This window comes from Vibrio sp. CK2-1 (genome assembly GCF_021726515.1).
GTDB lineage: Bacteria > Pseudomonadota > Gammaproteobacteria > Enterobacterales > Vibrionaceae > Vibrio.
Genome location: NZ_JAKKCJ010000004.1, coordinates 374,302 through 397,802, shown reverse-complemented (window position 1 = coordinate 397,802; position 23,501 = coordinate 374,302). Strand labels below are relative to the sequence as shown.

General features: G+C 43.4%; 33 protein-coding genes. 3 read left to right on the top strand and 30 right to left on the bottom strand.

Annotation, left to right across the window (positions count from 1 at the left end):
* The 15 genes from L3V25_RS13020 to L3V25_RS12950 form a co-directional block, all read right to left on the bottom strand.
* On the bottom strand, window positions 1–363 hold the full coding sequence (locus L3V25_RS13020) for a hypothetical protein (protein ID WP_237295915.1): 363 nt from the start codon (window positions 361–363) through the stop codon (window positions 1–3).
* On the bottom strand, window positions 341–724 hold the full coding sequence (locus L3V25_RS13015; protein ID WP_237295913.1) for a structural protein: 384 nt from the start codon (window positions 722–724) through the stop codon (window positions 341–343). The genes L3V25_RS13020 and L3V25_RS13015 overlap by 23 nt, the downstream gene beginning before the upstream one ends.
* Window positions 725–737: 13 nt before the next feature.
* Window positions 738–1,058 (bottom strand): hypothetical protein, encoded by a 321-nt coding sequence (locus L3V25_RS13010; protein WP_237295911.1) that lies wholly within the window; start codon window positions 1,056–1,058, stop codon window positions 738–740.
* Window positions 1,055–1,582, bottom strand: a complete 528-nt coding sequence (locus L3V25_RS13005) for a hypothetical protein (RefSeq protein ID WP_237295909.1) — start codon at window positions 1,580–1,582, stop codon at window positions 1,055–1,057. The genes L3V25_RS13010 and L3V25_RS13005 overlap by 4 nt, the downstream gene beginning before the upstream one ends.
* The gene (locus tag L3V25_RS13000) at window positions 1,582–2,109 is read right to left on the bottom strand and encodes a hypothetical protein (protein ID WP_237295908.1); all 528 of its coding nucleotides are present in this window, start codon (window positions 2,107–2,109) and stop codon (window positions 1,582–1,584) included. The genes L3V25_RS13005 and L3V25_RS13000 overlap by 1 nt, the downstream gene beginning before the upstream one ends.
* An 11-nt stretch (window positions 2,110–2,120) precedes the next feature.
* Window positions 2,121–2,615 (bottom strand): hypothetical protein, encoded by a 495-nt coding sequence (locus L3V25_RS12995; RefSeq protein WP_237295906.1) that lies wholly within the window; start codon window positions 2,613–2,615, stop codon window positions 2,121–2,123.
* A complete protein-coding gene (locus tag L3V25_RS12990) occupies window positions 2,615–2,989 on the bottom strand; it encodes a hypothetical protein (protein WP_237295904.1) in 375 nt (124 codons plus the stop codon). Before L3V25_RS12990 ends, L3V25_RS12995 begins: the two co-directional genes overlap by 1 nt.
* Window positions 2,967–3,179, bottom strand: a complete 213-nt coding sequence (locus L3V25_RS12985) for a hypothetical protein (RefSeq protein WP_237295902.1) — start codon at window positions 3,177–3,179, stop codon at window positions 2,967–2,969. The genes L3V25_RS12990 and L3V25_RS12985 overlap by 23 nt, the downstream gene beginning before the upstream one ends.
* A gap of 9 nt (window positions 3,180–3,188) precedes the next feature.
* Window positions 3,189–3,449: a hypothetical protein gene (locus L3V25_RS12980; protein ID WP_237295901.1), complete on the bottom strand. Its 261-nt coding sequence runs from the start codon at window positions 3,447–3,449 to the stop codon at window positions 3,189–3,191.
* A gap of 9 nt (window positions 3,450–3,458) precedes the next feature.
* Window positions 3,459–4,250 (bottom strand): major capsid protein P2, encoded by a 792-nt coding sequence (locus L3V25_RS12975; protein WP_237295899.1) that lies wholly within the window; start codon window positions 4,248–4,250, stop codon window positions 3,459–3,461.
* 239 nt (window positions 4,251–4,489) lie between these two features.
* On the bottom strand, window positions 4,490–5,140 hold the full coding sequence (locus L3V25_RS12970; RefSeq protein WP_237295897.1) for a type IV secretory system conjugative DNA transfer family protein: 651 nt from the start codon (window positions 5,138–5,140) through the stop codon (window positions 4,490–4,492).
* Window positions 5,130–5,615, bottom strand: a complete 486-nt coding sequence (locus L3V25_RS12965) for a hypothetical protein (protein ID WP_237295895.1) — start codon at window positions 5,613–5,615, stop codon at window positions 5,130–5,132. Before L3V25_RS12965 ends, L3V25_RS12970 begins: the two co-directional genes overlap by 11 nt.
* Window positions 5,597–5,803 (bottom strand): hypothetical protein, encoded by a 207-nt coding sequence (locus L3V25_RS12960; RefSeq protein ID WP_237295894.1) that lies wholly within the window; start codon window positions 5,801–5,803, stop codon window positions 5,597–5,599. Before L3V25_RS12960 ends, L3V25_RS12965 begins: the two co-directional genes overlap by 19 nt.
* A 2-nt stretch (window positions 5,804–5,805) precedes the next feature.
* Window positions 5,806–6,117, bottom strand: coding sequence for a hypothetical protein (locus L3V25_RS12955; RefSeq protein ID WP_237295892.1), 312 nt, complete (start codon window positions 6,115–6,117; stop codon window positions 5,806–5,808).
* A complete protein-coding gene (locus L3V25_RS12950; protein ID WP_237295890.1) occupies window positions 6,114–6,332 on the bottom strand; it encodes a hypothetical protein in 219 nt (72 codons plus the stop codon). Before L3V25_RS12950 ends, L3V25_RS12955 begins: the two co-directional genes overlap by 4 nt.
* Window positions 6,333–6,496: 164 nt before the next feature.
* Between L3V25_RS12950 and L3V25_RS12945 the strand changes: the two genes are divergently transcribed.
* Window positions 6,497–7,219: a hypothetical protein gene (locus L3V25_RS12945; RefSeq protein WP_237295888.1), complete on the top strand. Its 723-nt coding sequence runs from the start codon at window positions 6,497–6,499 to the stop codon at window positions 7,217–7,219.
* Window positions 7,220–7,727: 508 nt separating this feature from the next.
* Here L3V25_RS12945 and L3V25_RS12940 read toward each other — a convergent pair.
* Window positions 7,728–8,336 carry a hypothetical protein gene (locus L3V25_RS12940; RefSeq protein ID WP_237295886.1) on the bottom strand — a complete coding sequence of 203 codons (609 nt, stop codon included), beginning with the start codon at window positions 8,334–8,336 and terminating at the stop codon, window positions 7,728–7,730.
* 218 nt (window positions 8,337–8,554) lie between these two features.
* Between L3V25_RS12940 and L3V25_RS12935 the strand changes: the two genes are divergently transcribed.
* A complete protein-coding gene (locus L3V25_RS12935) occupies window positions 8,555–8,836 on the top strand; it encodes a helix-turn-helix domain-containing protein (RefSeq protein ID WP_237295884.1) in 282 nt (93 codons plus the stop codon).
* A gap of 241 nt (window positions 8,837–9,077) precedes the next feature.
* Here the strand turns inward: L3V25_RS12935 and phnP are convergent, their stop codons facing one another.
* The 11 genes from phnP to L3V25_RS12880 form a co-directional block, all read right to left on the bottom strand.
* Window positions 9,078–9,863: a phosphonate metabolism protein PhnP gene (gene phnP / locus L3V25_RS12930; RefSeq protein ID WP_237295882.1), complete on the bottom strand. Its 786-nt coding sequence runs from the start codon at window positions 9,861–9,863 to the stop codon at window positions 9,078–9,080.
* The gene (gene phnN / locus L3V25_RS12925) at window positions 9,860–10,495 is read right to left on the bottom strand and encodes a ribose 1,5-bisphosphokinase (protein WP_237295880.1); all 636 of its coding nucleotides are present in this window, start codon (window positions 10,493–10,495) and stop codon (window positions 9,860–9,862) included. The genes phnP and phnN overlap by 4 nt, the downstream gene beginning before the upstream one ends.
* Entirely contained in the window at window positions 10,495–11,628 is a 1,134-nt protein-coding gene (phnM, locus tag L3V25_RS12920) for an alpha-D-ribose 1-methylphosphonate 5-triphosphate diphosphatase (RefSeq protein WP_237295878.1), read from the bottom strand. The genes phnN and phnM overlap by 1 nt, the downstream gene beginning before the upstream one ends.
* Window positions 11,629–11,640: 12 nt before the next feature.
* Window positions 11,641–12,387 (bottom strand): phosphonate C-P lyase system protein PhnL, encoded by a 747-nt coding sequence (gene phnL / locus L3V25_RS12915; protein WP_237295876.1) that lies wholly within the window; start codon window positions 12,385–12,387, stop codon window positions 11,641–11,643.
* Window positions 12,388–12,393: 6 nt separating this feature from the next.
* Window positions 12,394–13,233 carry a phosphonate C-P lyase system protein PhnK gene (gene phnK, locus L3V25_RS12910; RefSeq protein ID WP_237295874.1) on the bottom strand — a complete coding sequence of 280 codons (840 nt, stop codon included), beginning with the start codon at window positions 13,231–13,233 and terminating at the stop codon, window positions 12,394–12,396.
* Window positions 13,227–14,129 (bottom strand): alpha-D-ribose 1-methylphosphonate 5-phosphate C-P-lyase PhnJ, encoded by a 903-nt coding sequence (locus L3V25_RS12905; RefSeq protein ID WP_267135486.1) that lies wholly within the window; start codon window positions 14,127–14,129, stop codon window positions 13,227–13,229. Before L3V25_RS12905 ends, phnK begins: the two co-directional genes overlap by 7 nt.
* Window positions 14,122–15,231 carry a carbon-phosphorus lyase complex subunit PhnI gene (locus L3V25_RS12900; RefSeq protein WP_237295873.1) on the bottom strand — a complete coding sequence of 370 codons (1,110 nt, stop codon included), beginning with the start codon at window positions 15,229–15,231 and terminating at the stop codon, window positions 14,122–14,124. Before L3V25_RS12900 ends, L3V25_RS12905 begins: the two co-directional genes overlap by 8 nt.
* Window positions 15,222–15,902, bottom strand: coding sequence for a phosphonate C-P lyase system protein PhnH (gene phnH, locus L3V25_RS12895; RefSeq protein WP_237295871.1), 681 nt, complete (start codon window positions 15,900–15,902; stop codon window positions 15,222–15,224). The genes L3V25_RS12900 and phnH overlap by 10 nt, the downstream gene beginning before the upstream one ends.
* A gap of 55 nt (window positions 15,903–15,957) precedes the next feature.
* Window positions 15,958–16,425: a phosphonate C-P lyase system protein PhnG gene (phnG, locus tag L3V25_RS12890; protein ID WP_237295869.1), complete on the bottom strand. Its 468-nt coding sequence runs from the start codon at window positions 16,423–16,425 to the stop codon at window positions 15,958–15,960.
* Window positions 16,426–17,121: a phosphonate metabolism transcriptional regulator PhnF gene (phnF, locus tag L3V25_RS12885; RefSeq protein WP_237295867.1), complete on the bottom strand. Its 696-nt coding sequence runs from the start codon at window positions 17,119–17,121 to the stop codon at window positions 16,426–16,428.
* A 378-nt stretch (window positions 17,122–17,499) separates the two neighbouring features.
* Complete coding sequence (locus tag L3V25_RS12880) at window positions 17,500–19,797, bottom strand: peptidase U32 family protein (protein WP_237295865.1); 2,298 nt, start codon at window positions 19,795–19,797, stop codon at window positions 17,500–17,502.
* Between the two features lie 156 nt (window positions 19,798–19,953).
* On the opposite strand from L3V25_RS12880, the gene L3V25_RS12875 reads away from it, so the two are divergent.
* On the top strand, window positions 19,954–20,631 hold the full coding sequence (locus L3V25_RS12875; RefSeq protein ID WP_237295863.1) for a glutathione S-transferase: 678 nt from the start codon (window positions 19,954–19,956) through the stop codon (window positions 20,629–20,631).
* Window positions 20,632–20,684: 53 nt separating this feature from the next.
* Here L3V25_RS12875 and phnE (L3V25_RS12870) read toward each other — a convergent pair whose 3' ends face one another.
* The 3 genes from phnE (L3V25_RS12870) to phnD form a co-directional block, all read right to left on the bottom strand.
* Window positions 20,685–21,578, bottom strand: a complete 894-nt coding sequence (gene phnE, locus L3V25_RS12870) for a phosphonate ABC transporter, permease protein PhnE (protein WP_237295862.1) — start codon at window positions 21,576–21,578, stop codon at window positions 20,685–20,687.
* Window positions 21,578–22,453: a phosphonate ABC transporter, permease protein PhnE gene (gene phnE, locus L3V25_RS12865; protein WP_237295860.1), complete on the bottom strand. Its 876-nt coding sequence runs from the start codon at window positions 22,451–22,453 to the stop codon at window positions 21,578–21,580. Before phnE (L3V25_RS12865) ends, phnE (L3V25_RS12870) begins: the two co-directional genes overlap by 1 nt.
* A gap of 76 nt (window positions 22,454–22,529) precedes the next feature.
* Window positions 22,530–23,450, bottom strand: coding sequence for a phosphonate ABC transporter substrate-binding protein (gene phnD, locus L3V25_RS12860; protein ID WP_237295858.1), 921 nt, complete (start codon window positions 23,448–23,450; stop codon window positions 22,530–22,532).
* Window positions 23,451–23,501 lie beyond the last annotated feature (51 nt).

Genomic DNA, 23,501 nt, shown 5'->3' with positions numbered 1-23,501 from the left:
TTATTTCCCTATAGGCTGATTAATTAAAGGTCTGTACTTGTCTTTCATTGCACCGCCTTGGTTGCCAAATATCTCACCTAATAACGGTTGATATTGTTCAATGCTCCAGAGCGTTGCGCTTGCTTCATCGGTTAGCGTGTAATCGTTATTTAAATACACGTCACGAATTAAAAGGGGTTGCAGTTCGACCGCTTCCCAACCGTTGAAAAATGCGGTTAGGTCGCTGATTAATTCTGCCGGTGCTTTGGTGGCTTCATTGGCGATATTGTTTAATTTTTGGGTGATGTACCACACGGCCACGCCGCCAAGTACGACAAAAGATAAATCAATAACGCGCCTATCAAGCTGCTTTAATGCCGTCATAAATCACCTTATCGCTGTATGGCTGCACACCGTTTTCATGCTTGATGATCACCTTGATTAAGTCCGGTATGTTTGCATCGTTAATTGTTTGAGTGGGCGAAACGCCAACCGCTTGCGCGGCGTGGGCGATATATGCGCCGGTGTCGTTTTCGACCGGTGGAGCCCATCGGTTAATAATTTGCTCGACCGTGGTTAACCCATGCGTAAACCGGTAAGTGTTGAGAATGCGCGCCATTGCACGGATCCCGTTTTCAGGTGTATCAAACTTGATAAAGCGGCCATCATTGCCAAGGCGACCGCGCCACGGTGTGCCGTTGTCTTCAATGTTGCCCGGGTTGTTGTTTCGGATACCTCTCGGCATGTTCGAATCTCCCTTAGTTAGTAGGAGTAGCAGGGCTGCCGCTGCCGTCATCACCAGTATTTTCTGATTCATTTTCTGCTTCCAGTTGTGCTATATGATCTAAATATCGTTGGTGTTCAGCTTGTAACCATGCGAAATGCTGATTAAAGAAAGCCTCATCAATAAATTGATTAGGGCGGTTGTCTATGTATTCGATCTCACCGTAGCCGGTTGTTGTGTCAAAATGTACCGCCCATTCACCATTGGTCATGTGATAGCCGCCAATATCAGCCATAAAAGCGGCGCTACCATCAATGACGATTACCTGATCTTCTGTTACTGCTGAAATTTTCATATTTTTTTTATCCAAATTACGGCAATAGATTCTTGCCTTGTGTCTACTGTTCCAACATTGCCGACTGTGGCCGTAATATTTCCGACTGTGGCGCTAATATTGCCCACACTCACTGTTGCACCGTGATTATGTGCACCGCTAGAGCCAGCATTGTTTGTTGATAGTGTTCTTCCTGTCATTGTGGAGGCTGCGAACTGAGAACCTGTCCCGGCATTCGCTCCGGCCGTCCCTGAGTGCCCATGAGCAGGTATTCTTGATGTGCTGAGTGTGTGATTTTGAACTGAAACACTTACACTTGGTTTAGAAACGCTCACGCTCGGTTTGGATACACTTACACTAGGTTTATCCGGTCGTTGGGTATTGTTGCCAAATTTTTGGCCTTTAGAGTAAGCTCCACCGGCACCGACCACGGCGCGATCTATCATTTCCTCGGCCAGCTCCCAACCGTTAGGAATGTTTTCTAGTTCACCGCTCCAAATTCGCAGATCGCCTTTTTTCCAACCGCTTGCATTGAGCCTTGGCATTAATTCACCTCCGACAATGTTTTAACCACTGAAGCATTAAGCGAAAGGGCGTAGATACTCGCCTGAGTGTTAATTTCAATACTTGAGCCGGCATCAACTAAAATTCCATTTTCAGCGGTGAGGTTTTCGCCGCCTATGTAGGTGCTATCATCACAAAAGATAAGAACCGAACGGCGGCCAAGTCGTGCCGGTACAATTTCAGTAATGACATTAGCCGATAGGGTGACCGCTTCACTTTCTAAACTGGCCGAACCGGTCAATGATGTTTCTAATCGGTCATCGACTAACTTGGCAGAACTGGCAAAAATAGTCGGGGTTTGTTCCGTATCCGATGAAATATAAAAGGCTTTAAAATCTTTCGAATGCTCGACCGCTAGCCCTTGGTAAAGCTCGGTTTCTATCTCGCTATCATCGAGAAAGACAAAGCGCACCTTTACCGTATCAGCCGCGCTAACGACTTTAAAAAATCGGCCTTTAATGCCAAAAGATTTAGGTTGCGGCGTGACTTGAATTTTTAATAAGGACATTGATTTAACTCCTACTTTTTAGCCGCAACAAAGGCCAATGCAACGGCAATCGCAAGCGTTGAATACATCATGTTTTTGTTGGTATCTCGCGCCGTTGCTGCATCGCTGTCTAGGCTTAAGTTTTTCGCTACATCGAGCGCGGAACCGGTCGCCACTTCACTCGCTGTGATAGCATCGCGGCCAAAATCTAAAATATCGCCTAGCGATTGACTGCCAAAATTGAGCGCACTATCTAAATAATTTTCACTGGTACTTAGCGCCGCTTTGGTAACCGCTTCATTAACGCCCAAGGCTTCACCACCAAAAGAAAAAGCCTCTTTGTTATTCATGGCGATAGCTTCTAGGGCTTTATTGACCGCGCCACCGTCTGTGATGTTTACCGTTGAATTTTCTAAACCTTGTACAAAATTTCCGTTTAATTCATCGTTTAAGCCAACACTGGTATTTTTATTAACCGTTGTTGTGCTAGTGCTGCTTTTATTAGCTGAGGAACTTGAGCCGCCCATTAAATCACCAACCTTAGAACATGCTCCGCGCCTCGTTGCTCGGCTTGTTCGAACTTATAACCAATAGAGCGCACGAACTTTAAGAAGCCTTTGCGCTTTGTGTGTAAGCGGATTGTTTTCGCTTTAATCGCTTTCCCCAAGTCATAGAAAAAGCCGCAAGCCTCCGCCAATTTGTGATCGCCTTTGAATGCAATCACGACCAATTCAAAGCATTCAGTTCTTACTAGGGCATAAGCGCCGCCAATGTAAAAACAAAATGCAAGGCCGGCTTCAATCTCGGCGCTAGGGTCGTAACCGTCTAGCGCCTCGATTAAGTGCGGTTTAGCTTCCGGCCATGAAATAGAATAAAAATCATTTCTTTGACTTAAAGACATAAAACGCGCCCACTCCTAAAGCTGCCAAAATTGCCCACGTAGGGATCCCATTATTTGAGCCAAAGTTAACCGCGCCGCCAGTAAAGCCGCTATTGTTGGTAGTGGTGTTGGTACTGGTTGCGGTACTTGGTCCGGCGCTGCCGCCTTGTAAGCCACCGCCGCCGGTTAAACTGGTTAACGAACCTAGCATTAAACCCCCTTAGCTCTTGGCAATTAGAACCGCGCCGACCAATACAAGCCCACCAATCAACAAATAAGAGGCCGGAACACCGGCCACGCTTGGCAGTTGATAAGAGGGATCATGATTGACTTGCTGCGGTACTTCGGGTGTGTTGTTCACGGCTTGCTGTGAGCTGCCGTTAAAGTCTGCACCGTGTTGGATTTTTTCGTACTCTAGCCACTTATCCGTGGCTGCTCCGAAAAAGTCACCGGCACCGCTTAGAACTGAATCCCAACTCATTGCGCCCCCTTATAAGCCTTGCAGAACGTCTAAATATTCCACGACAACATTAACGGCGGCAGGGTCGGACAGCTCCAGACGTACACGGAAATCTTGAACACCGGCTAAAACCTGCGATTGTGCAAAGTCGCCTTCTTTCATGAAATCCATAGTGAGTTTTGATGCGTCCGGCGTACGGTTTGCATCTTTCTGGATTTTATCCGCTAGACCTTTGGACGCTTGAAAAGCAATGTTGCCATCAACTTCAAGTTCCGCATGCGTGACCTTGTCACTAATTAAGTGAATCGAGGCAATACGCGCTGTCTGTGGAGTGGGTAGGTTGTCGATCTCTTGTGTGCCGGCTGTCGAGAATGACACCGGAAAAGACTTAACCTTAGTGATGTATCCAATCGGCATTGGGTTGCCTTGGATAGCGTGAGCGTTCAATTTTGGATTGGTCGCGGCTTCATCAATATCAATCAACATTGTGAAAGTAGAGATGTCGCTAGTACCTACCGCAAAAGTGCGCTGCTGCTCAATTTGAACTAATTCAGGACGAGCAAAGAAAATCGGTAAAAAACCGTTTTCAGCTTGACCGCGTGAGTAGTGCTTGTTTAACAAGTCTAGCTCTGTGCCGCTTTCGTACTGTTGGATCACTTTGCCGTTTACTTCAAAACGAATCTTCTTCATTTGGGCAAGTGTTACACCGGTAAACTCTAAAAGAATTTGGTGATAGGCAAGCCCTAAAGGGAGTTCGAGGGTCGCGGTAGAACCGGCGGCCACGTTTGAGATAGACGGAAGTTTTTTAAGACGACGTGCCATAAATTAACGCCCCCTTATTTGTTGTAAACGATGTTAGAAACCGGCTCGACTCGGTTAACAACCGCCATTGTTACCACGACCACAGCGGCCGTAATTAAGTATTTTTTCATTTGGTATGCTCCGTGTTTATGAAAAAGTCAGTTAATCGACACGGACAGTTAACAAGGGGATTTGGAAAGGATTACAAACACTTATTTAAAAAGTGTTTGCAATAAATTAGGAATGTTTCAAATAAAGGGCTAGATTTTGCCTTGTGTATAGCGTTTTCCATCTTGTTTTATGTATTGCTTCTCCTCTAATGCTTCAATCTCTCGCGCATTAATACCGGTCATGCGCTCAAGATAAACGCTGCTTACTTTGGTTTTTTGCATCATCACGTAACACACACTGCAGTTATCTATAATGGTTTTTGATACATCTTGACCACGTTGGAACAGGTTCACCACATGCAGATTAAACTTGCGACCGGTTAACAATAGTTTCCTGTGGTATGGGGTGGTTTGTTGGGTGTTCTTGCTGTTCTCGGCTAGTTCTTCGCATATCACTTTCAGTGGTTGCTTGAATCCATCGCCAAGCGCCCACGCAACACGACAAAAAGCGTCTAGGTCTTCCCATGTTGTGTCGTGCTTAGGTTGCCAAAAGATTTTAAATCCTTGTTTAGTTTTGCGAGCGGCTAGGGCTGCCGCTGCAAAGGTTTTTAGGTCGTGATAAATGCGCGGTTTAGCGCGGCCACATAGCCGCGAATAATCCCCAAGTGGGTCAAAACCTATTATCTGATCACGCTCTTGCATTATGACTTTCTTGGTTAGATAGGTTTTACCGCTGCCACTCATACCAACCACAAAAACATGACCGTTTGATAACTCATTGTTAGGGTTTTTAGGCTGCATCGTTTAGCGTCTCGCTGTTGGGTTCATCGTCTTTCGGTTTTGCTTGTGCTTCGTCTAGCTGCTTGAGCTGCTTCACTTGCATATAGCCACCGAACGCGAGGACACCAACCGCAAGCAAGGCAAAAACTTCTTCTTTGTATGGTTCTAACCATTCCGGCATTTGACCGCCATTTTTAACAATGGCCGGTGCTATCGCTTCGGCAGTGTTTTGCTTTTCTGCGTCTTGCCATTTGAAAGCAGGGTGCGCAAGTTGCTTTGTCATGGCTTCGGCGGTATTGATTAGCATTAAGGCCGTGCCGGTTGCCGCTTTTGTTTCTAAATCATCATTTGCATTATTTGGTTCGGTGCCAGTCGTGGCGGTGCTTTCACTTTCTAATGATTTTAAAAAATCGGCTTCCTCCTGGTCTAAATTTGGAGCGCTTTCGCCAGGTACTTGCTCGACATATTCCGGCACGTTTAGATCATCCATTTCCATTTTTTTTCCTTTTTAATTTTCAATTGAATCTGTTTTAAAACGCTTTCTCTGTGTCTTAAATCTCGGTCGTGAGCCATCAAGGCGGCTTCCCAGTGTTTTAATTCTTTCTTCCACCTTAAAAGGGTTTTCATTTCCCAGATAAACCAGAAAACACTAGCAAGAAAAAAGCCCCAAATTGTAAACGTCATGGTTAGCCCCTTAATTTGAGAAATCCAAATACACCAATTAGGCCGGCAATGACCCAAGGGACGGTGCTGCTGCTTTCTTCTTTTTGTTCTTTGGTTTCGGTCGGGGTTTTGAGGGTTTCAAGCTGCGCCTGCGCTTCTTCTTTGGTGATGTGTTTAGCAAAAGCATTTTGCACCGGTGCGCCGGTTCGTTGGTCTAATCCGCATTTACACTTTGCATAGAGAAAACGCGCGCGTTTTCCTTGGCCTTGGTAAACCGATTTTAAAGACAGGCATTTTTTGCAGGGCAGAAAGCCCACGGGTTCACGGTCGCTCATGCTTTCGCCCCCATGCCATTTAAGGCCGCTTTAAGCGATTCAATATCTTCGCTTTGCTTTCTGATTAGCTGATTTTGAACACGAATTAATAGGAATAATTTGGAAAGGGGATCGATAACCGGTTTAAAACCGAATGGGGGGGATTTTGTAACGGCTTCAAGCTGTTCGCCTAAATCCTTTTCAAGTTCTATCTGTTTTTCTATTAATAAACTCATGCTTGATTCTCCTTGGTTTGAGTATCAAGCCGACTTCCTTTATCTATCGGTTAAATAGTAAACGTATTTAAAAAAATTCCCAATAGCTCGCAGAATAAATGTCATGGTTTTGTTAACTTTCGTGGTGCTTAGCTAGCAATTAACAAATAAAAAAAGGAATTCCAATGAAAAAACTAATGCTTTCGGTGCTCACTGTAGGGGTTTTAGCCGGCTGCGGTGGCGGCGGTGGTGGTGATAGTTCGTCAAGTGATAACACGGAAAACACAACGACCTATCAACAAGACGGCATTTATTTAAATGATACAGATTTGGCGGTGATGGTGGTTGACTCTGAAGAAGCACAACACGGTGTAATAGTGGGCGACTATACCGCCAATGCAATTTACATCGTTGATTCTCTCAGCTCGCAAGAAAACACCATCAACACAACCGGCTTAACTTATGTGGATACCGGAACCGGTATTTATGATCCAACGATTGAAACAACCATCACATTTAATGAAAGCGGGGCAGATATCAACGGAACCGTAAACGGTGCAACTTTGATGTATTCGTTTGACCGTACTGAAGATAGCGAAGCGCTGGACCAAATCACCGGAACACACACGAACCCTGATGACGGCCAAGAATGGACAATCAATGCTGATGGTTCATTTGTGATCCACGCTGCGCCATCAATCGGCTGTATTATTTCGGGTACAATGGTACTGGTTAAAGACTATTATTATCGTGCTGATAATATCAAAGCTGAAAACTGTATAGATAGCTCACTAGATGGGACTAATTACACTGGTATTGTTGCCACTGTCACTCAAAACGGCTCTTCTTACTTAGTTGGTGCCATGTCTAATGGTTCATCGGCTCTTTGGAGTGCAACGCCTTATTAATCGTTATATGGCCGCCTAAGTGCGGCCTTTTTTATATCCGCTAAAATCTCGCCTTTCTTTTCCTCATAGACCATCGCGAAGCGATAAAACGACCACGCCACACACGCCACCAAAAACCGCATAGAGCTTTGCTATAAGACTTACCACGCATAAGGCGCCATGCGCTTGCGCATCGAAGCGCCGCTTCATTTTATCCCCGTGTTTCACGGGGTAAGATCTTAAATTTCTTAATTTCATTAAAACCATTTGTTCTAGTCGAAGACTATGAGCGCTAGTTATTAAGAGCGTTAACTAGTTGCAACAACTAGGAGTAGTTTATATAGCTCACTAACAGGCTTATCCACACGTGGCAGCCATGTGGTACAAAAAACAACCAATGATAGGGCGCTTGTGTGTGAATAATTCCAGAATGACAAACCGGTATGTTAAAAAATGACAAACTGACGGCTTAAAATAGGCTTAGGGAACGAAAAAAGCCCCAATTAAGGGGCATAGCAAGCAAAGGGCTTTAAATCGGTATGGGCGTTTGTTGTTGGGCTTCTGCCGCTTCCTTGCGGCGACGGCGTAATAAAGTGATCGGGGTTTGAATGTACTTTATCGGGCGGCCTAGTCTGCGAGCATACATTTTTAGCCAGTCTTTTGCAGCGGTTTGCGCTGTTTGGAACTGCTCGAATATGCCAAGGTCTTTAAAATAAGAATCTGTTACACGTTTAATAGAGGCCAATCCGCGCCACTTCTCAAGGTTATCTTTGCCGGTGTAGCTTTCACGCGGTTGTTTAGACGTGATCCAACCTTTAGAAAAAGCATATTTAGCGCACTGTTTAACACGCCAAAGCGGTAAGCCGGCTTCATCGGCAATGAACTGCCACGAACGCAAAGCAAAGCCGTCTTTAGTCGCTACGCCAATTTTGCGCGAACGTAGGCACATTTCATTGACTAATACGGTCATAACTTTGGCAATATCGCGCACAAAAGACTTGCGAACGCCACGACCGTTAGAGGTTAGAAAGGCAATAGAACTTGATGGGCATTGAGCGATTTTATCCAATACAGAACGATTAAGAGCCGCTAAAGGGCGGTCTTTTCGTTGCTTTCCTGTTTGGTTAATCATGCTCATTTGGTGTGTATAATCCTGTTCTAGTCAAAATTCCCAGTCCAATTTATCTAGCATCTATCGAGGGATGCCCTAGATTATCGTCAACATGTTCGACTCACTCAGATAATGCTAGGGCGCTTTTGATAGATGTCGGAACCATCTCGGCTTGGACGAAAAAACAATGACACAGTATGGTGTGTCTGTATAGCAGCGGTCTATACTTGATAAAGGAGGTATTTATGATTAAAACTGTAAAATTATTGGATATGCTTCGCCTTGAAAAACAACTAGATAGTGACAGACAAGTTGCAAAGTTCTTAGGTGTAAGCCAAGCAAGCGTCCAAAGGTGGCGAAATGGTGGAACAATGACTGATGATCAAGCCTGTATTGTCGCAGATATGTTAGGTTTAGACGTTGACCTTGTGTTACTTGCAATCATTGCGGAACGCTCTAAAAACAATCGTGCAATTGAGGCTTTACACAAGTTAGAAACCAATCAAAGAAGCCAGAAAATAGCGTGATTTTAGAATCAATAAATAAGGGTTAACTTATTGAATGGTAAGTGCTTTAGCCTTTATTTATTAACTCTATTCAGTGCGCATTATGTATCTTATGTTAAATAAGGTGCTCCATTTTTTAATAATCAGTCTGTTATGCCCTGTGATTGCCTTGAATTGTAAAATATCCCAAACAATTTCTATTTCTTTAAACTGTATATAGACAATCTTTTTTCTTTGTCGGTAACCCAACTTAATACATTCTCTAGATTAGATTTAAGCTAAGTTGCTCTCCATCCTTACCAAGACAAAATCTTGGGTTAAAGTAATCTGGATTTTGCATTGCCCAACACTCTAGTTGATGGCTGATGTGAATTAGTCGAGTTTGCTTTGGTTTGATTACTGTGACTATCTCGACAGCATCGTCTAGATTATTATGGTTTCTATTCGGATTGTTGAATTCCGGTGAATGGTTACAATCGATAAGTAAAATATCGATACTGCTATTCTCTAGCCATGTTTGAGTATCTTTTGGTAAACCAACAGTATCGGTTAAATAAGCTAACAGTTTTGTGCTTCCAGTTTTTAAATCTCGGTAACTGAAGCAGTATCCAAAGCAGATTTTAGAATGCTGCATTGGTAAAGGCGTTATTGTAATGTCTTGCCATGTGAACGGTTCAAATGCAGTTAATGGCGGTTGAAAGTCTAATAAGCCTGAATGTTTGAATAAATCGTCACAGCCTTGCTCATCAGGTGGCCCATCGACTGGAATGCTCCCCCCGACTCCCCAACGTAAATCAAACAAGCCATGAACATGATCCATGTGATAATGCGTAAGTAAAATTCTATCGATAGAACCACTAGGAAAACGTTGTAAAAGATCATCACAATTGGCATCAAGTAAGAGTTGCTTGCCATTATGTTCAATGAGCGCAGAGGTTTTTTGTCGACGATATTGCGAATTCTCCATTGCACGTTGGCAAGCTTGGCAATCACAGCCATATACAGGCAACATACCGGTGTTGCCTGTACCTAATAAGGTTAGTTTCATCCTTTTGCATCCATTAATTGGCTACTGTTTTTATCTACAGTACATGATTGAATAGATAAAAGTCGCTGCTGATAATACTGATTAAAAGGTTCAATGGCTTCATCCAAACAACCACTATTGTCGAGTTGTATTGCGCCTTTTATTGGCTGTAAATTCAATTGATTAGAACGAATTAAACGTTGTTCAATCTCCTCAAGGCTTTCTCTTCCTCGGGCAATGAGTCGCTCTTTCAGTATGCGACTTTCAACGCTTATCACTACCGGAATTAAGGCGCTGCCATAACGCTTTTTAGCTTGTTCTAAATAGGCTCGTGAACCGTTAATCATGACATCGACGCCTTTATCTAGCCACACATCTACTTCACAACCTATGCCATAACAATGCCCATTGGCTTGCCAATCTAAAGCGAAAAGCTGATTGTCTTTACGCTGTGAAAATTCATGTGACGACAACGCCACATGATTTTCGCTTCCTGCATCGGCAGAGCGTGTTATATAACGATGGGCAATCATGATGTGTTTTGGCCAGTGGTCACGAATTCGATTTATTACGCTATCTTTACCAGAACCAGACGCGCCAATTACGTAGAATAAACAAGCGTTTGACCTTGAATGAGAATAACTAGATTCCATTAAAATACCTTTATTCCTTCACGCCAAACACCATCGATATAGGCTTGGCCGTGTTTATACTGGGCTAGTAATAAATCAGCTCGCTTTCCTTCTTCAATCACGCCACGGTCAAACAGTTGCAGTGATTGAGCAGGATTAAAGGTTGCAAGTTTAACCGCATCAGAAAGCGTTAATGAATTACGAGAATCATTGGCTAAATTAAACACGGCATCGAGTAGACTGACCGGGTAATAATCCGAGGAAAGAATATCTAACGCGCCGATACTCGCCAGTTCATGCGCAGCAATATTGCCTGAGTGAGAACCTCCACGGATAACATTTGGCGCCCCCATTAATACGTGCAAACCAAGATCTCTTGAGGCTTTGGCCGCTTCCAATGTGGTAGGAAATTCTGCTATCACCATACCGAGATCTTTTGATTCTGTAACATGAGCTAATGTTGCATCGTCATGGCTGGCCATCTGAATATTACGTTCACGGCATTGTCCGCAAATTTCTTCACGATTCGGTGCAGACCATCGTTCGGAATACGCACGTTGCATGGCTTCAAACTCGGCCATTTCGGCATCGCTGTAACCGTACTTACCTTGGTAATAGGTGCGATATTTCTCTATATTGACGAATTGGCGCTGCCCAGGTGCGTGATCCATTAAAGACACTAGTTGTACTCCTGGAGTATTAATATAACGCTCAAAAATACCAACGGTGGTGTCATGTGGCACTTCACAACGTAAATGCAGACGATGATCAACGCGATTAGTGCCATTTTTCTGGCTTTGTACTACGGTATCAATCTGACTATCGAGAATTTCATGTCGAAGTTCACCGCGGTGGTCGCCTAAAGAAAGCGCATTCAATACCGTAGTGATCCCTGCGCCAATAAGTTGAGTATCATGGGCTTTCATGGCTGATAATGGTGGCCAATCCACTTTGGGTCTAGGGGCAAAATACTTCTCAAGATTATCAGTATGCAGCTCAATCAAGCCCGGCATTAAAAAGCCATTATTGCCATCAATTGCTTGTGGTAATTGGCTTGAAGTATTCGACATACTGCGAATCACACCATCTACAACTTCAACTGACCCTTTAACGATTTCATCTTTGAGCACTAAATTTACATTGGTAATGATCATATTATTTGGTCCTTAAACTGGCGTAGGCGTTGCCGCATTGATTTGATTAGTGTGAGAAATAGTCTGAGTACTCATGTGATATAAGCGGTCCGCGACTTGATTACGGTTTATTTCGTCATGGAATATTCCCACAATGGCTGCGCCACGTTGCTTGGCCTCTTGAATCAACGCCACTACGACTGCGCTATTCTTTGCATCTAGTGAGGCAGTGGGTTCATCGAGTAATAAAATGGGATAATCCCAAATGAAGCCGCGTGCAATATTCACTCGTTGTTGTTCACCACCTGAAAACGTGGCTGGCGCTAAATGCCACAGGTGCTCACCAACATTCAAACGACTTAATAAAGTTTTGGCTTTTTGCTCCGCTTCTATGCGATCACCGCCCATCTCAATCATAGGTTGCATTACCACTTCGAGCGCACTGATGCGTGGAATCACGCGTAAAAACTGGCTGACCCAGCCAATAGTATGGCGACGAATATTAAGTACTTGGCGTGGAGATGCTTGAACCATATCGATCCATTGTTGGTTATGGCGAACTTCAATCGAACCACTATCAACTAAATAATTGGCATACAAAGCGCGTAATAATGTCGATTTACCCGAGCCAGAGTGACCGTGTAACACAACGCATTCGCCCTGCTCTACATTAAGGCTCGCGTGGTTTAATACGGGTAAACGGATCCCACTTTGGTTATGTAGAACAAAGGTTTTGCTGACGTCATTGACTTTAAGCATTAGCGTATTTTGATTCTTCATGTGCCGTTATCCCTGTAATACTGAAGAGACTAATAATTGGGTATATGGATGTTGTGGATCATCTAACACCTGGTCAGTTAAACCACTTTCCACCACTTTGCTTTGTTTCATCACCATTAAGCGGTGAGCCAATAAACGAGCCACGGCTAAATCATGGGTAACAATCACTACTGCTAGATCAAGTTCGTTGACCAAGCGACGCAGTAGATCCAATAACTTTGCTTGAACAGAAACATCGAGTCCGCCAGTCGGTTCATCCATAAAAATCAATTTCGGATGAGTGACTAAGTTGCGAGCAATTTGTAAGCGTTGTTGCATACCTCCGGAGAATGTCGTCGGCATACCATCAATACGGTCGGCTGGAATTTCAACATCCTGCAACCACTGCAATGCTTTGTCTCGAATGTCGCCATAATGACGCTCGCCGACGGCCATTAATCGTTCACCAATATTGCCACCGGCTGAAACTCGCGCACGTAAACCGTCCATTGGATGTTGGTGTACGACTCCCCACTCTGTTCTAAGTAAATGGCGACGCTGACTTTCTGCCATTTGATATAAGTTTTCGAGCTGTTCTATGCTGCCTTCACTACCGGGTTGTAGGTATAAAACCTCACCATTATCCGGTGTTAAACGACCTGATATTGATTGTAATAAGGTACTTTTACCTGAACCTGATTCACCGACAATGCCCAGCACTTCTCCGGGATAAAGCTCGAAAGATACATCACTGAACCCTTTGCCAGGTGCGTACAATTTACTGAGTTTATGTATTCGCAATAACGCTCTTTCAGAACTTGGTGAGCTGCTCTTTGATAAATCTTGAGACTGAGTTGAAGTTAACATGGCGCTTGCTCTCCATTTTGACGGCAGTAATCGGTATCAGAACAAACAAAGGTACTTTCCCCTTGGTCATTAATAATGATTTCATCTAAGAAGGTATCGGTGGCGCCACAAATACTGCATGGCTCATCCCATTGTTGGATCTCAAATGGATGATCATCAAAATCTAAGCTCTGCACTTTAGTGAAAGGAGGAACGGCATAAATGCGCTTTTCACGTCCTGCACCAAATAATTGCAGCGCAGGCATGTTGTCCATTTTCGGGTTATCAAATTTAGGAATAGGTGAAGGATCCATAATGTAACGGTCATTGACTTTCACCGGGTAAGCATAGGAAGTCGCGATATGACCAAAACGAGCAATATCTTCATACAGCTTCACTTGCATCACGCCATATTCTTGTAGTGCATGCATTTTTCGAGTTTCCGTTTCCCTTGGCTCAATAAAGCGCAGCGGCTCAGGAATCGGTACTTGATAGACCAAGATCTGCCCTGCTTGTAATGGCGTTTCGGGAATGCGGTGACGGGTTTGAATGATGCTCGCCTCAACCGTTTTTTCTGTGGTGTTAGCGTCAGCGATATTTTCAAAGAATGAGCGAATCGAAACCGCATTGGTCGTGTCATCTGCGCCTTGATCGATCACTTTTAACGTATCAGATTGACCAATAATGGTCGCGGTAATTTGCACTCCACCGGTTCCCCAACCATAAGGCATCGGCATTTCTCGGCCTGCAAAAGGCACCTGATAACCGGGAATCGCGACTGCTTTTAATAATGCACGACGGATCATTCGCTTAGTTTGTTCATCCAAGTAACCGTAGTTATAACCAGAGTTTGAAACTGTTTTAGTTGATGCTGTCTTAATTGAGTCTGGGGCTAGCGAACTGATTTGATTAGACATTGTTCTGGTCTCCTTGCTGATGCTTGGATTCATACTCTTTATGCATTTCACGTAATAGCGCCAATTCAGATTGGAAATCGACGTAGTGCGGCAGTTTCAAGTGCGATACAAACCCGGATGCTTCAACGTTATCGGCATGCGCTAATACAAATTCTTCATCTTGAGCCGGTCCATCAACCGCTTCACCGTATTCTGGTGCTTGTAGGGCTCGGTCCATCAGTGCGACAGACATAGCTTTACGCTCGGTAAATCCTAGTGTTAAACCGTAGCCTCGAGTCAATTTCGCCTTGTCTTGTTTATTACCCACAAAGCCGTTAATCATCTGGCACTCGGTTAACTCAATATCGCCAATTTCAATATTAAAGCCGAGTTCTTCTGGGCAAACCGACAGCGTGATTTCACCACTGCGAATCTCACCAGCAAATGGGTGGTTGCGCCCATAGCCACGTTGAGTGGAATAACTGAGCGACAGTAGAAAACCTTCATCGCCCCGTACTAGATTTTGCAAACGCGCCGAACGATCACTTGGATAATTGACCGGCTGCATCGTGATATCTTCAGGTGCTTGCTGATTATCGACTTCTGTAACCATCAAATCTGCATGCTCTAGCATGGGTAATACTTGTGGGCTTGCCTCTGGTTCCGCCTGTTGTGAATCGTTAACACTATCTTGTTGTGCTTGCGGATCTACTCCTTCGGCTAGTAGAGAAAAGTCGAGTAGTCTATGGGTGTAATCGTAAGTTGGGCCAAGTACTTGCCCGCCGGGAATATCCTTATAAGCGGCGGAAATTCGACGTTCGATTCGCATTTGGGTGGTATCAATTGGCTGACAGACAATCACACGTGATAGCGTTGTTCGGTAGGCGCGTAATAGGAATATCGCTTCGACTAAATCCCCTGCGGCTTGCTTAATGGCTAGTGCGGCAAGATCTTTATCATAAATGCCGCCTTCATTGATCACTCGATCGACCGAGCCTGATAACTGCTCTCGAATTTGCGCTACTGATAATTCATTAATCGAGGTATCACCACGGCGTTTTTGCGCTTGTAATTGATGGGCGGCTTTAATCGCTTTTTCGCCCCCTTTCACCGCTACATACATGGCATCACCTCCACAGTCGTTGAGCGAGGCAGTGCTACAACTTGCTCGTCACTAACCAAGATAAAATCTAACCCTAATGGGAATTTGTGCGTTTTTCGCTGCGATAACATAGTGTTGATGACTGTCGGGGATAAAGATTGCACGACTACCCTAGCCTCATGCTCAATTCCTGGCCCTGAAAGGCGCAAAACGACTGGAGGTTCACCATCAGATTCGGATAGCGAGCAAGGCACAGTCGATAACCCGGCAACCTCTACGATCACGGTAGTGCTACGGTCTGGGTATTCTTCACATCCGACATAAAATGGAATTTGTGACCAATCAAAGTTCGTTAAATCTTGCTGACTAATCACGCCAAAGCTCGGCTTCTGCTGAATTCCAGATAACGGATCCACACCCTTTTGACTTGATAAAATTGCACAGCCAAGGTGGAAATTTAGGTTTTCTATGATGGCGATATCATTGGCAAATCCATTGGATAACCATACTGGCGTGCTGTTATCGGCCAGCGCGAGTAATACTTGTGTAGAAGCCGGCATCATACTGCCAAATCCTTGCGCTAAATTAAGCTCAACCAAAGTGCCCGGTTGTGACATTGCGGTGAGTAACTCTCTAAAACAGAATTGACTGTCATGTATGGTGTCGCCAAAACCAGCGGCTATTGCGCTCATGTGGACTCCTAATTAATAAATTTGTGTATTCCGTTATTTGATTTTCTGCGTGAATCTAGTCTTCACCTCTTACTAGGGTAAAGAAATCCACTTTACTGCTCGCCACCTGCTGCTGACGGAGTTGATGTTTTTGAGCCCGAGTAGTTTGTAGTGGTTCAATAACGCTCATCATTAATTCTTGCTGGTAAGTTTCTGATTGCATTAAGCCATCAATCACCGCGGCAAGCTCTGCATGAGGTTTATTTCGACCTGATAAGTAGCTATAACCAAGATCGCCATTTTCTAGCTTGACGACACAACGAGTCACGGTGACATCGGCAACATTAAAGCGGTTTCCGGTTCCGCCCATACGAGCCTGAACTTGAGCCAAACCGATTTCTGGTGCACGGATCAGTTGATAATTAGGCGTAAAAGATTGGCTTTTCCATAACTCACTCAATTGTTCGAAATCTGCTGTCGCCAGTGCAGACATCCATTGCTGGCGTTGGCTTTGGTTTTGAGCGGTTAATTCATTAGTTTTCATTTAATGGTCCACAACAAGTTCCATCAGATCAGAACGAGTACTTGAGCAGGAATATTCCGCTATAGTGTTGGTTCCGCTGATCACATTAAGGGTTTTCACCGTAAGTAACGGTAACGAAGGAGTAATTTGTAATAGTCGACAAGTTTGATTATTGGGTGGATTGGCACTGATTCGTGTTTTATGGCGGGTTAGATTCACCCCTAAATGTTCACGTAAAAATTGATGTAAAGAGCCTGATTTGAAGTTCTGCAACACTGGCCACCAGTTTAGATTGGCAAGGTATTGCTCAATCATTGCCATTGGCTTGCCATCGACTTTACGTAAAGTTCGAATGTGAATAATGCGACTATCGAGTTCAACATTGAGTTGCTGTGCTAAATCCGAATTGGCATTGATCAATTGCGCTCTCAGCACTTCACTACGAGGCAGAGAACCTTGATCGATTAGATTACTGGTAAAAGCGGCATTGGCATGTAATGGGTAACTCACGGGTTGAGTCAGTACCAAGCAACCTTTTCCTTGTTGACGACGCACTTTGCCGAGCATAATTAATTCATCAACCGCTCGACGAACCGTATGTCGATTCACCTCAAAACGTTCCGCCAACATTTTTTCCGAAGGAAGATAATCCCCTCCTGAATATTGGTTAGTGATCTCTTGCTCCAGCGTATGGGCAATATCTAAATACACCGACATGTCATTCCACTCCCTCAGGCCATAGACCTTACAACTTATCTAGACAAGCAAAAAAGAAACGACTTTCGCTTGCTGTTGAAACCCATATTGATGGTGAAATATGACAGTTACATGGCTGTTTTATGTCTAAGAAATGTCGAACTATAACTTGTTGGATTTGTTAACCAATTGATTATTATTGCTTAAATGGTTGTGAGAGGTCGTTACGTGGAACTTGTCTAGATGTGTTTGTCACACAAGGTTCATGAGATAAGATGGAATTTCTAATTTTGATTCGTATCTGATGGGGATTAAAATTTGAATCAACAAAAAAGCCAGTACCTACTAGGTAACTGGCTTTCAATATTTCTGGTTTAGTTAAGCGTTAGCTTTTACCGCTTATAACCCATTGTGATATTGCTGATTGGTCGAGCTTGGCACCATTTCATAGAGCGCCTGACTAGCGGCTGTTTCACCATTCAGTACAGCTTCAAATTGCTTAATAAGCTCTACTTTGTTTGGTAGTTGCTTATCGCCAGCGCCAATCTCGGTAAGGTCGATCATGAAACCATCAAACAGATCGCTTAAATCATCGATAATATCGGTATTTAGGAACTGATCTTGGTTATAAATGCTTGGATAACCGCCCTTTTGCTTATCAATTGCGAAAGAGTCACCTTTTAAGTTCTTGATGCTCGTCTTTTTATCACACGACAACATGCAACCATTATCGATGCGCGGTTTTTCACAACCAACACTTTGTTGGAAGAAGCACTGACGGCTCGCCATCAACAAGATCGGATGGTAGATGCTGTACATCATTTTGAAGTTCTTTGGTCTTGCAATGTGGCGGATTTGTTGACGGCTTATCTCGTTAGAAATAAACGCACCACTACAACCAAAGTTTTGCTGGAATGATAAAAGCGCGTAAGAGTTAGTCGTATTTAACAGCGGCCCTGCAATCCATTTAATGCCTAAGCGCTCAGCGTGATAGGCAATACCGGTATTGTTGGTTACGATTAACTCTGGCTTCACTTCTTGCAAAATATTCAGCGCAACATCGAAGTCTTTACCTATTAAAACTGGTGGGAACCACGGAATTAGGCGCGGATTCTCTTGGAAGAATGTCACGAATTTTGTGCAGCCGCGTTTGTAGGCATCCGGTAGTTTAAAGTAGATATCGGCATCGGTTTCATCCACCAGCGCAGCATCGTCTTCATCACAAATGAGAATCGACAGTTCCGGTTTTTGAACGGCGGGTTTTGCATGACGTTCAAGTTTAGGCAATGTGACTTCTGCTACTGGCTTGATGCCGTCATTTAAGTAAGCAAGTAATTCATTTTTAAGTGCGGTAATTTCACGATATGGAATGCTTAATCCATCTGCTACTTGATCTACATCGAACTCAACGAGTTCATAGTTAGCGTTATTAATGTTTTTGAAGCGCTTTTCAACAGCCTCTTTATCGACACTTAGCTTCTCACTTTCAGCCATTAAGCTGTTTGAAGTGAATACGGCTGTCTTTGTTGTAGCAGGGCTATTAGGAAGTGCATTCGCATTTTGCTCTGTTGTAACGGTGAGCGTTAAAGGTTGATCTTTTTGGCTCGCAAAATGCAGCTTAAGTTTTATTTTATCAATACTGACTTGCGCGATTTTTTCATCGACCGTAGCGTTGATCTGCTGCTTTTCTTCATGCAATTGCTTTTTAGCATCAAAGATCTGCACCACTGAAATGATTTCATCTTTGTCGGCTTTAAATTTATCGATAATGTGATTTTTTGAGTTATCACGAGGGTTATCAATAAACATAGATTGGTTTAAATCACCGCGCAGGAAGGCATTGGTAAAGTCACGGTTAAACACTTTGTATAAACGCTCGCCATCTTGAGTCAGTTCACCGGTTTCTATGTAGCCATCGATTTGTTTACGGAAGCTGTCGATAACGGTATGAACATAGCTAGCGCCTTTAATGCGCCCTTCTACTTTAAATGAATGAACGCCCGCGTCGATTAACGCCGGTAGATCAAAGAAAGCGGAATTGTCTTTAATATTCAATGGGAAATTGTTACCCGATTCCGTCGTTTCATACTCTTCACGACACGCTTGACTACAACGACCACGGTTACCTGAGTTACCAGCGGTAGCTGATGTTGAATAACATAAACCAGAGAACGCGATACACAATGAACCATGTACAAATACTTCCACGAGTACGTCATGCTCATTAGACACTTTAGTGATCGCAGTGATTTCACGTAGGTTCATTTCTCGTGATAAATTGACACGACTGGCACCGAGCTTTTTAAGAAACGGAATTTGGCCTACATTGTGCGTCGTTAGCTGAGTAGATGCATGAATATCAAGCGTTGGGAAGTATTCACGCAATACGTACAATAAACCTATATCTTGTACGATAACGCCATCTAGGGTGGTATTGACGAGACGGTTAAGCAGTTTTACGACCGTTTTAAACTCACTTTCCAGTATGACAATATTCAGAGTGAGAAATATTTTACAATCATATTGATGAGCAAGTCGGATCGCGCCTACGAGTTGATCAAAGGAAATATTAGACGCACGGTTACGGGCATTAAAGGTATCTAGGCCACAGTAAACGGCGTCAGCACCTGCAATAATGGCGGCTTTAATGGCATCAATATCGCCACCTGGGGCTAATAATTCAATCTTTGGATTCATCACTCGGAGTCTCGTATAACTTTAAAGGCGGCATGATACCTTGATCTGTAGTTGATGAGTATCATTGAGGGCAATTAATCTATTATCTCTGGTTTAATCGCGGTATTTTTATCAGAGAAGTGATTAATTTGAACCATAAGCGTAGAGGAAATCATTATGAATACAAACTTAAGTGGATCGTTACCTGTCCTGTACTCTCTTAGAAACTGCCCATTTGCTATGAGAGCACGAATGGCAATATATCGCTCACAAGTACCTGTGCTACTGCGCGATATAGTATTAAGTGATAAACCGCCTGAAATGTTAGAAGCTTCACCCAAAGGCACGGTCCCTGTTGTTGTCACAAATTGTGGCACTGCCATTGAAGAAAGTGCAGAAGTGATGTTATGGGCGCTGAGTGAAAATGATCCCGATGATTTATTGTTGAGCGCAGAGCCTGAGATGTTAGATTCGATACGTGGCCTTATTCATCAGTTTGATACCGAGTTTAAACCTTGCTTGGAAGCCTACCGTGCGGCTAAGCGTTATCACGAACCAAACTTAGTTGAATGCCGACAAGCCTGTGAGAAATACCTTTGTGAATTAGAAGAACGCTTATCTCAACATTCCTATTTAATGGCCGACCAAGAAAGCCTTGCCGATTTAGCGTTACTGCCCTTTATTCGTCAATTTGCCAGAGTGGAAAGACAGTGGTATTTACAATCGCCCTACCCAAAATTACGTCAATGGCTAAACCAGTATTTACAAAGTAGGATGTTCAGTAAGGTGATGACCAAGCATGAGTTATGGCTGGTCAATCGTAGAGATATTTTGATGGAAACTAAAGCTGGTTAGATTGGAGAGCGACATAGATCACTCTCCAATTTATAAGCCTTTGAAGATTAGGATTATCCGTGCTTGCCTCTTTCAAATAGCGGAATATCTTCCCCGATAATATATTTTTGACGTAGTTTGGATGAGATCATATCCATGGTCATTACAATCACCACCAAATTTAAGGTAATGAAAGTCACTACGTCCCAATTCCATAAACGCATATTCTCGGCATAGACCAAACCAATACCGCCTGCTCCAACAAACCCTAGTACCGCTGCTGAGCGTGTATTGGATTCTATTTGATATAAGCTTAGCGCTAAGAAGGTAGGAAAGGATTGGGTGAAAATTCCGAAGCGATGCTTTTGTAAGCTAGCCGCCCCTAGTGCAGTGAGACCACGGGAAGGTTTATCATCAGCCGCTTCGTGCCCTTCGGCAAATAATTTACCAAGTAACCCTAAGTCTTGAATAAATATTGCCATCACCCCAGCTAATGGCCCCATGCCAATGGCGCGAACAAAGATCATCCCCCAAATAGCCATATCAATGCCTCGTAACACATCAAATAACTTACGCATGGCATAAGCGATAATCGCAAATGGGCCTGTCATAATATTGCGAGAGGCAAAAAATGACAGCGGAAGCGCAACTAACGAGGCAGTGATGGTGCCACCAAACACTATCGCTAACGTGATCAATATTTGGCTGTAATAATAAGAAAATGGCCATTCGGCAACATCTTTCCAAATGAACATATTCGAAAAGTAATGCAATAATTGCTTACTACCATTGACGAACATTTCCTGGCTGACGCCAAATTCGACAAAAAAGAAAGCGTAAAATAGAACGATCCCAAGAGTGATGATTGATAATTTAGACAGATAGCTTTTTTGTTGAGAGAAGATTTCACCATGTTCCTCTTTCAAGGTGTCTAAATCGGCATTCGACATACGATAAGTTAACGTCATCATGATTCCTTTAAAACTTTATTGCGTAGGTGCCCAGATAATGAATCCAAAGCGGATACCACGATAATAATGAGTATCAATGTAATACTGACTTGATCGTAACGGTCTAACTTAATATTGGTCATCAGTTCCTGACCGATACCACCTGCCCCAACTAACCCAAGAATGGTTGAAGATCGAAAGTTGATTTCTAATCTTAAAAAGCTGTAAGACATAAAAATAGGCTTTACTTGTGGCCATAGACCAAAGCGAACGTTTTCCCAACGGTTACTGCCACAAGCTCTTAGTCCTCTTACTGGCTCCATAGATGCTGTTTCAATCGATTCATAAAACAATTTGGTTAGACTACCAACGGTATGCAGAGCTAAAGCGATAAAGCCAGGTAATGCGCCTACACCATAGGCCATGACGAACATAACCGCCCAAGCTAGTTCAGGCATGGTGCGTAAAAATGCCACAAAGCCTCTTACTGCCCAGCGTACTCCAGCTGGTGCATAAGTATTGTTAGCGGCGAAAAAAGCTAAAATTGTTGCAATAAGTGCTGAAACCACCGTAGCTGCCATTGCGACACAAAAGGTTTCCCACAGCAGAGGTAACTGGATTGGTAATCGATAACCCCAGTAAATTAAAGAGCCTTCTATGGCATGGCCATTGGCATCACGCCCAGCAAAAAGTACATCCCATTTCAACACCGGAATGGTATCGGCTAAATAGTCAAAAAAGTTTGGAGCACTAGTGAGAATCTTGCTTAAACTGAACTCAGCAACATAGCCTGAGCTTAAATAGAGAAGTACTAGCAACCCTGACCACATCAAAGCATCGCGTTTTTGCTTTGATCTAATTTGGTGGTAATACTGTTCAAATTGTTTATCCAAAATACAACTTCCGTTTCAATCAATTGACCTAAAAAAAGAACGCCAGTGGTCAATGAGTCTGACCACTGGCGCGTGATTAGCGTGTCGTTTTCTTTTGTGCTTGAACGAGATCAATAACTGATTGATATTCGCTGACAGAAGTATCTTCTAAGTGTAGTTTTCCGCCTGTCGCTTTCATGAAGCATTCGTGTTGCTCTTTATCTAACTGCTTAACCGCCATAACAAGCTTCTCTTTTAATTCCTTATCCATGTTGCCACGAACGATCGTCGGGCCATTTGGAATCAGTGGAGATTTCCAAATAATACGTAGCTGTGACATTAGGTCATCAAAACCATTTTCTTTCACTTTACGTAAAGCACCGGCTGAATAGCCATCGTCACGGTTTCCAACCATAGAAGACCAAGTTACCGCTGCATCAAACTGACCATTTAATACGCCTAAAATATCTTGCTCATGACCACCAGAAAAACCGACTTTATTAAAGAAGCCGTTAAACTGGTTATCCATGTTTCCACCTAACGTTTGCTCAAATTGGTTGTTTGGAATTAAGAAACCCGATGTTGAATCAGGATCAGCAAACGAAAACACCTTACCTTTTAAATCTTCTAATTTTTGGTAAGGGCTATCGGCTTTTACTAATACAACGGAGTGATAACCTTTAGAATTATCCGTGTCATCTGTGGTAATCCCTACTAGCTCAACTTTGCTCTTATCTTTTAGATAAACAGAGGCATAAGCTTTTGGAGACATATTTAATACAAGGTCAACCTGATCACCCAATAAACCCTGAATAACAGCACTATAATCGGATGCGTTACGAATATTGACGGTTGCACCGGTTTTCTCTTCGATAAACGCCTTAGCACACTGATTATTGCCTATTTGTGCTGTTGAGTTCTCACCCCCTAGTACACCTAGGTTAATCTCTGTGTTTGCCTGTGCAGTCACACTACATAGACCAGCAGCGATCATGGTAAGAGTCAGTAATTTCTTCATTGTGTGTTCCTTTCCAATTGAATATAAGTTAATGATTACTTAGGTGTTTAT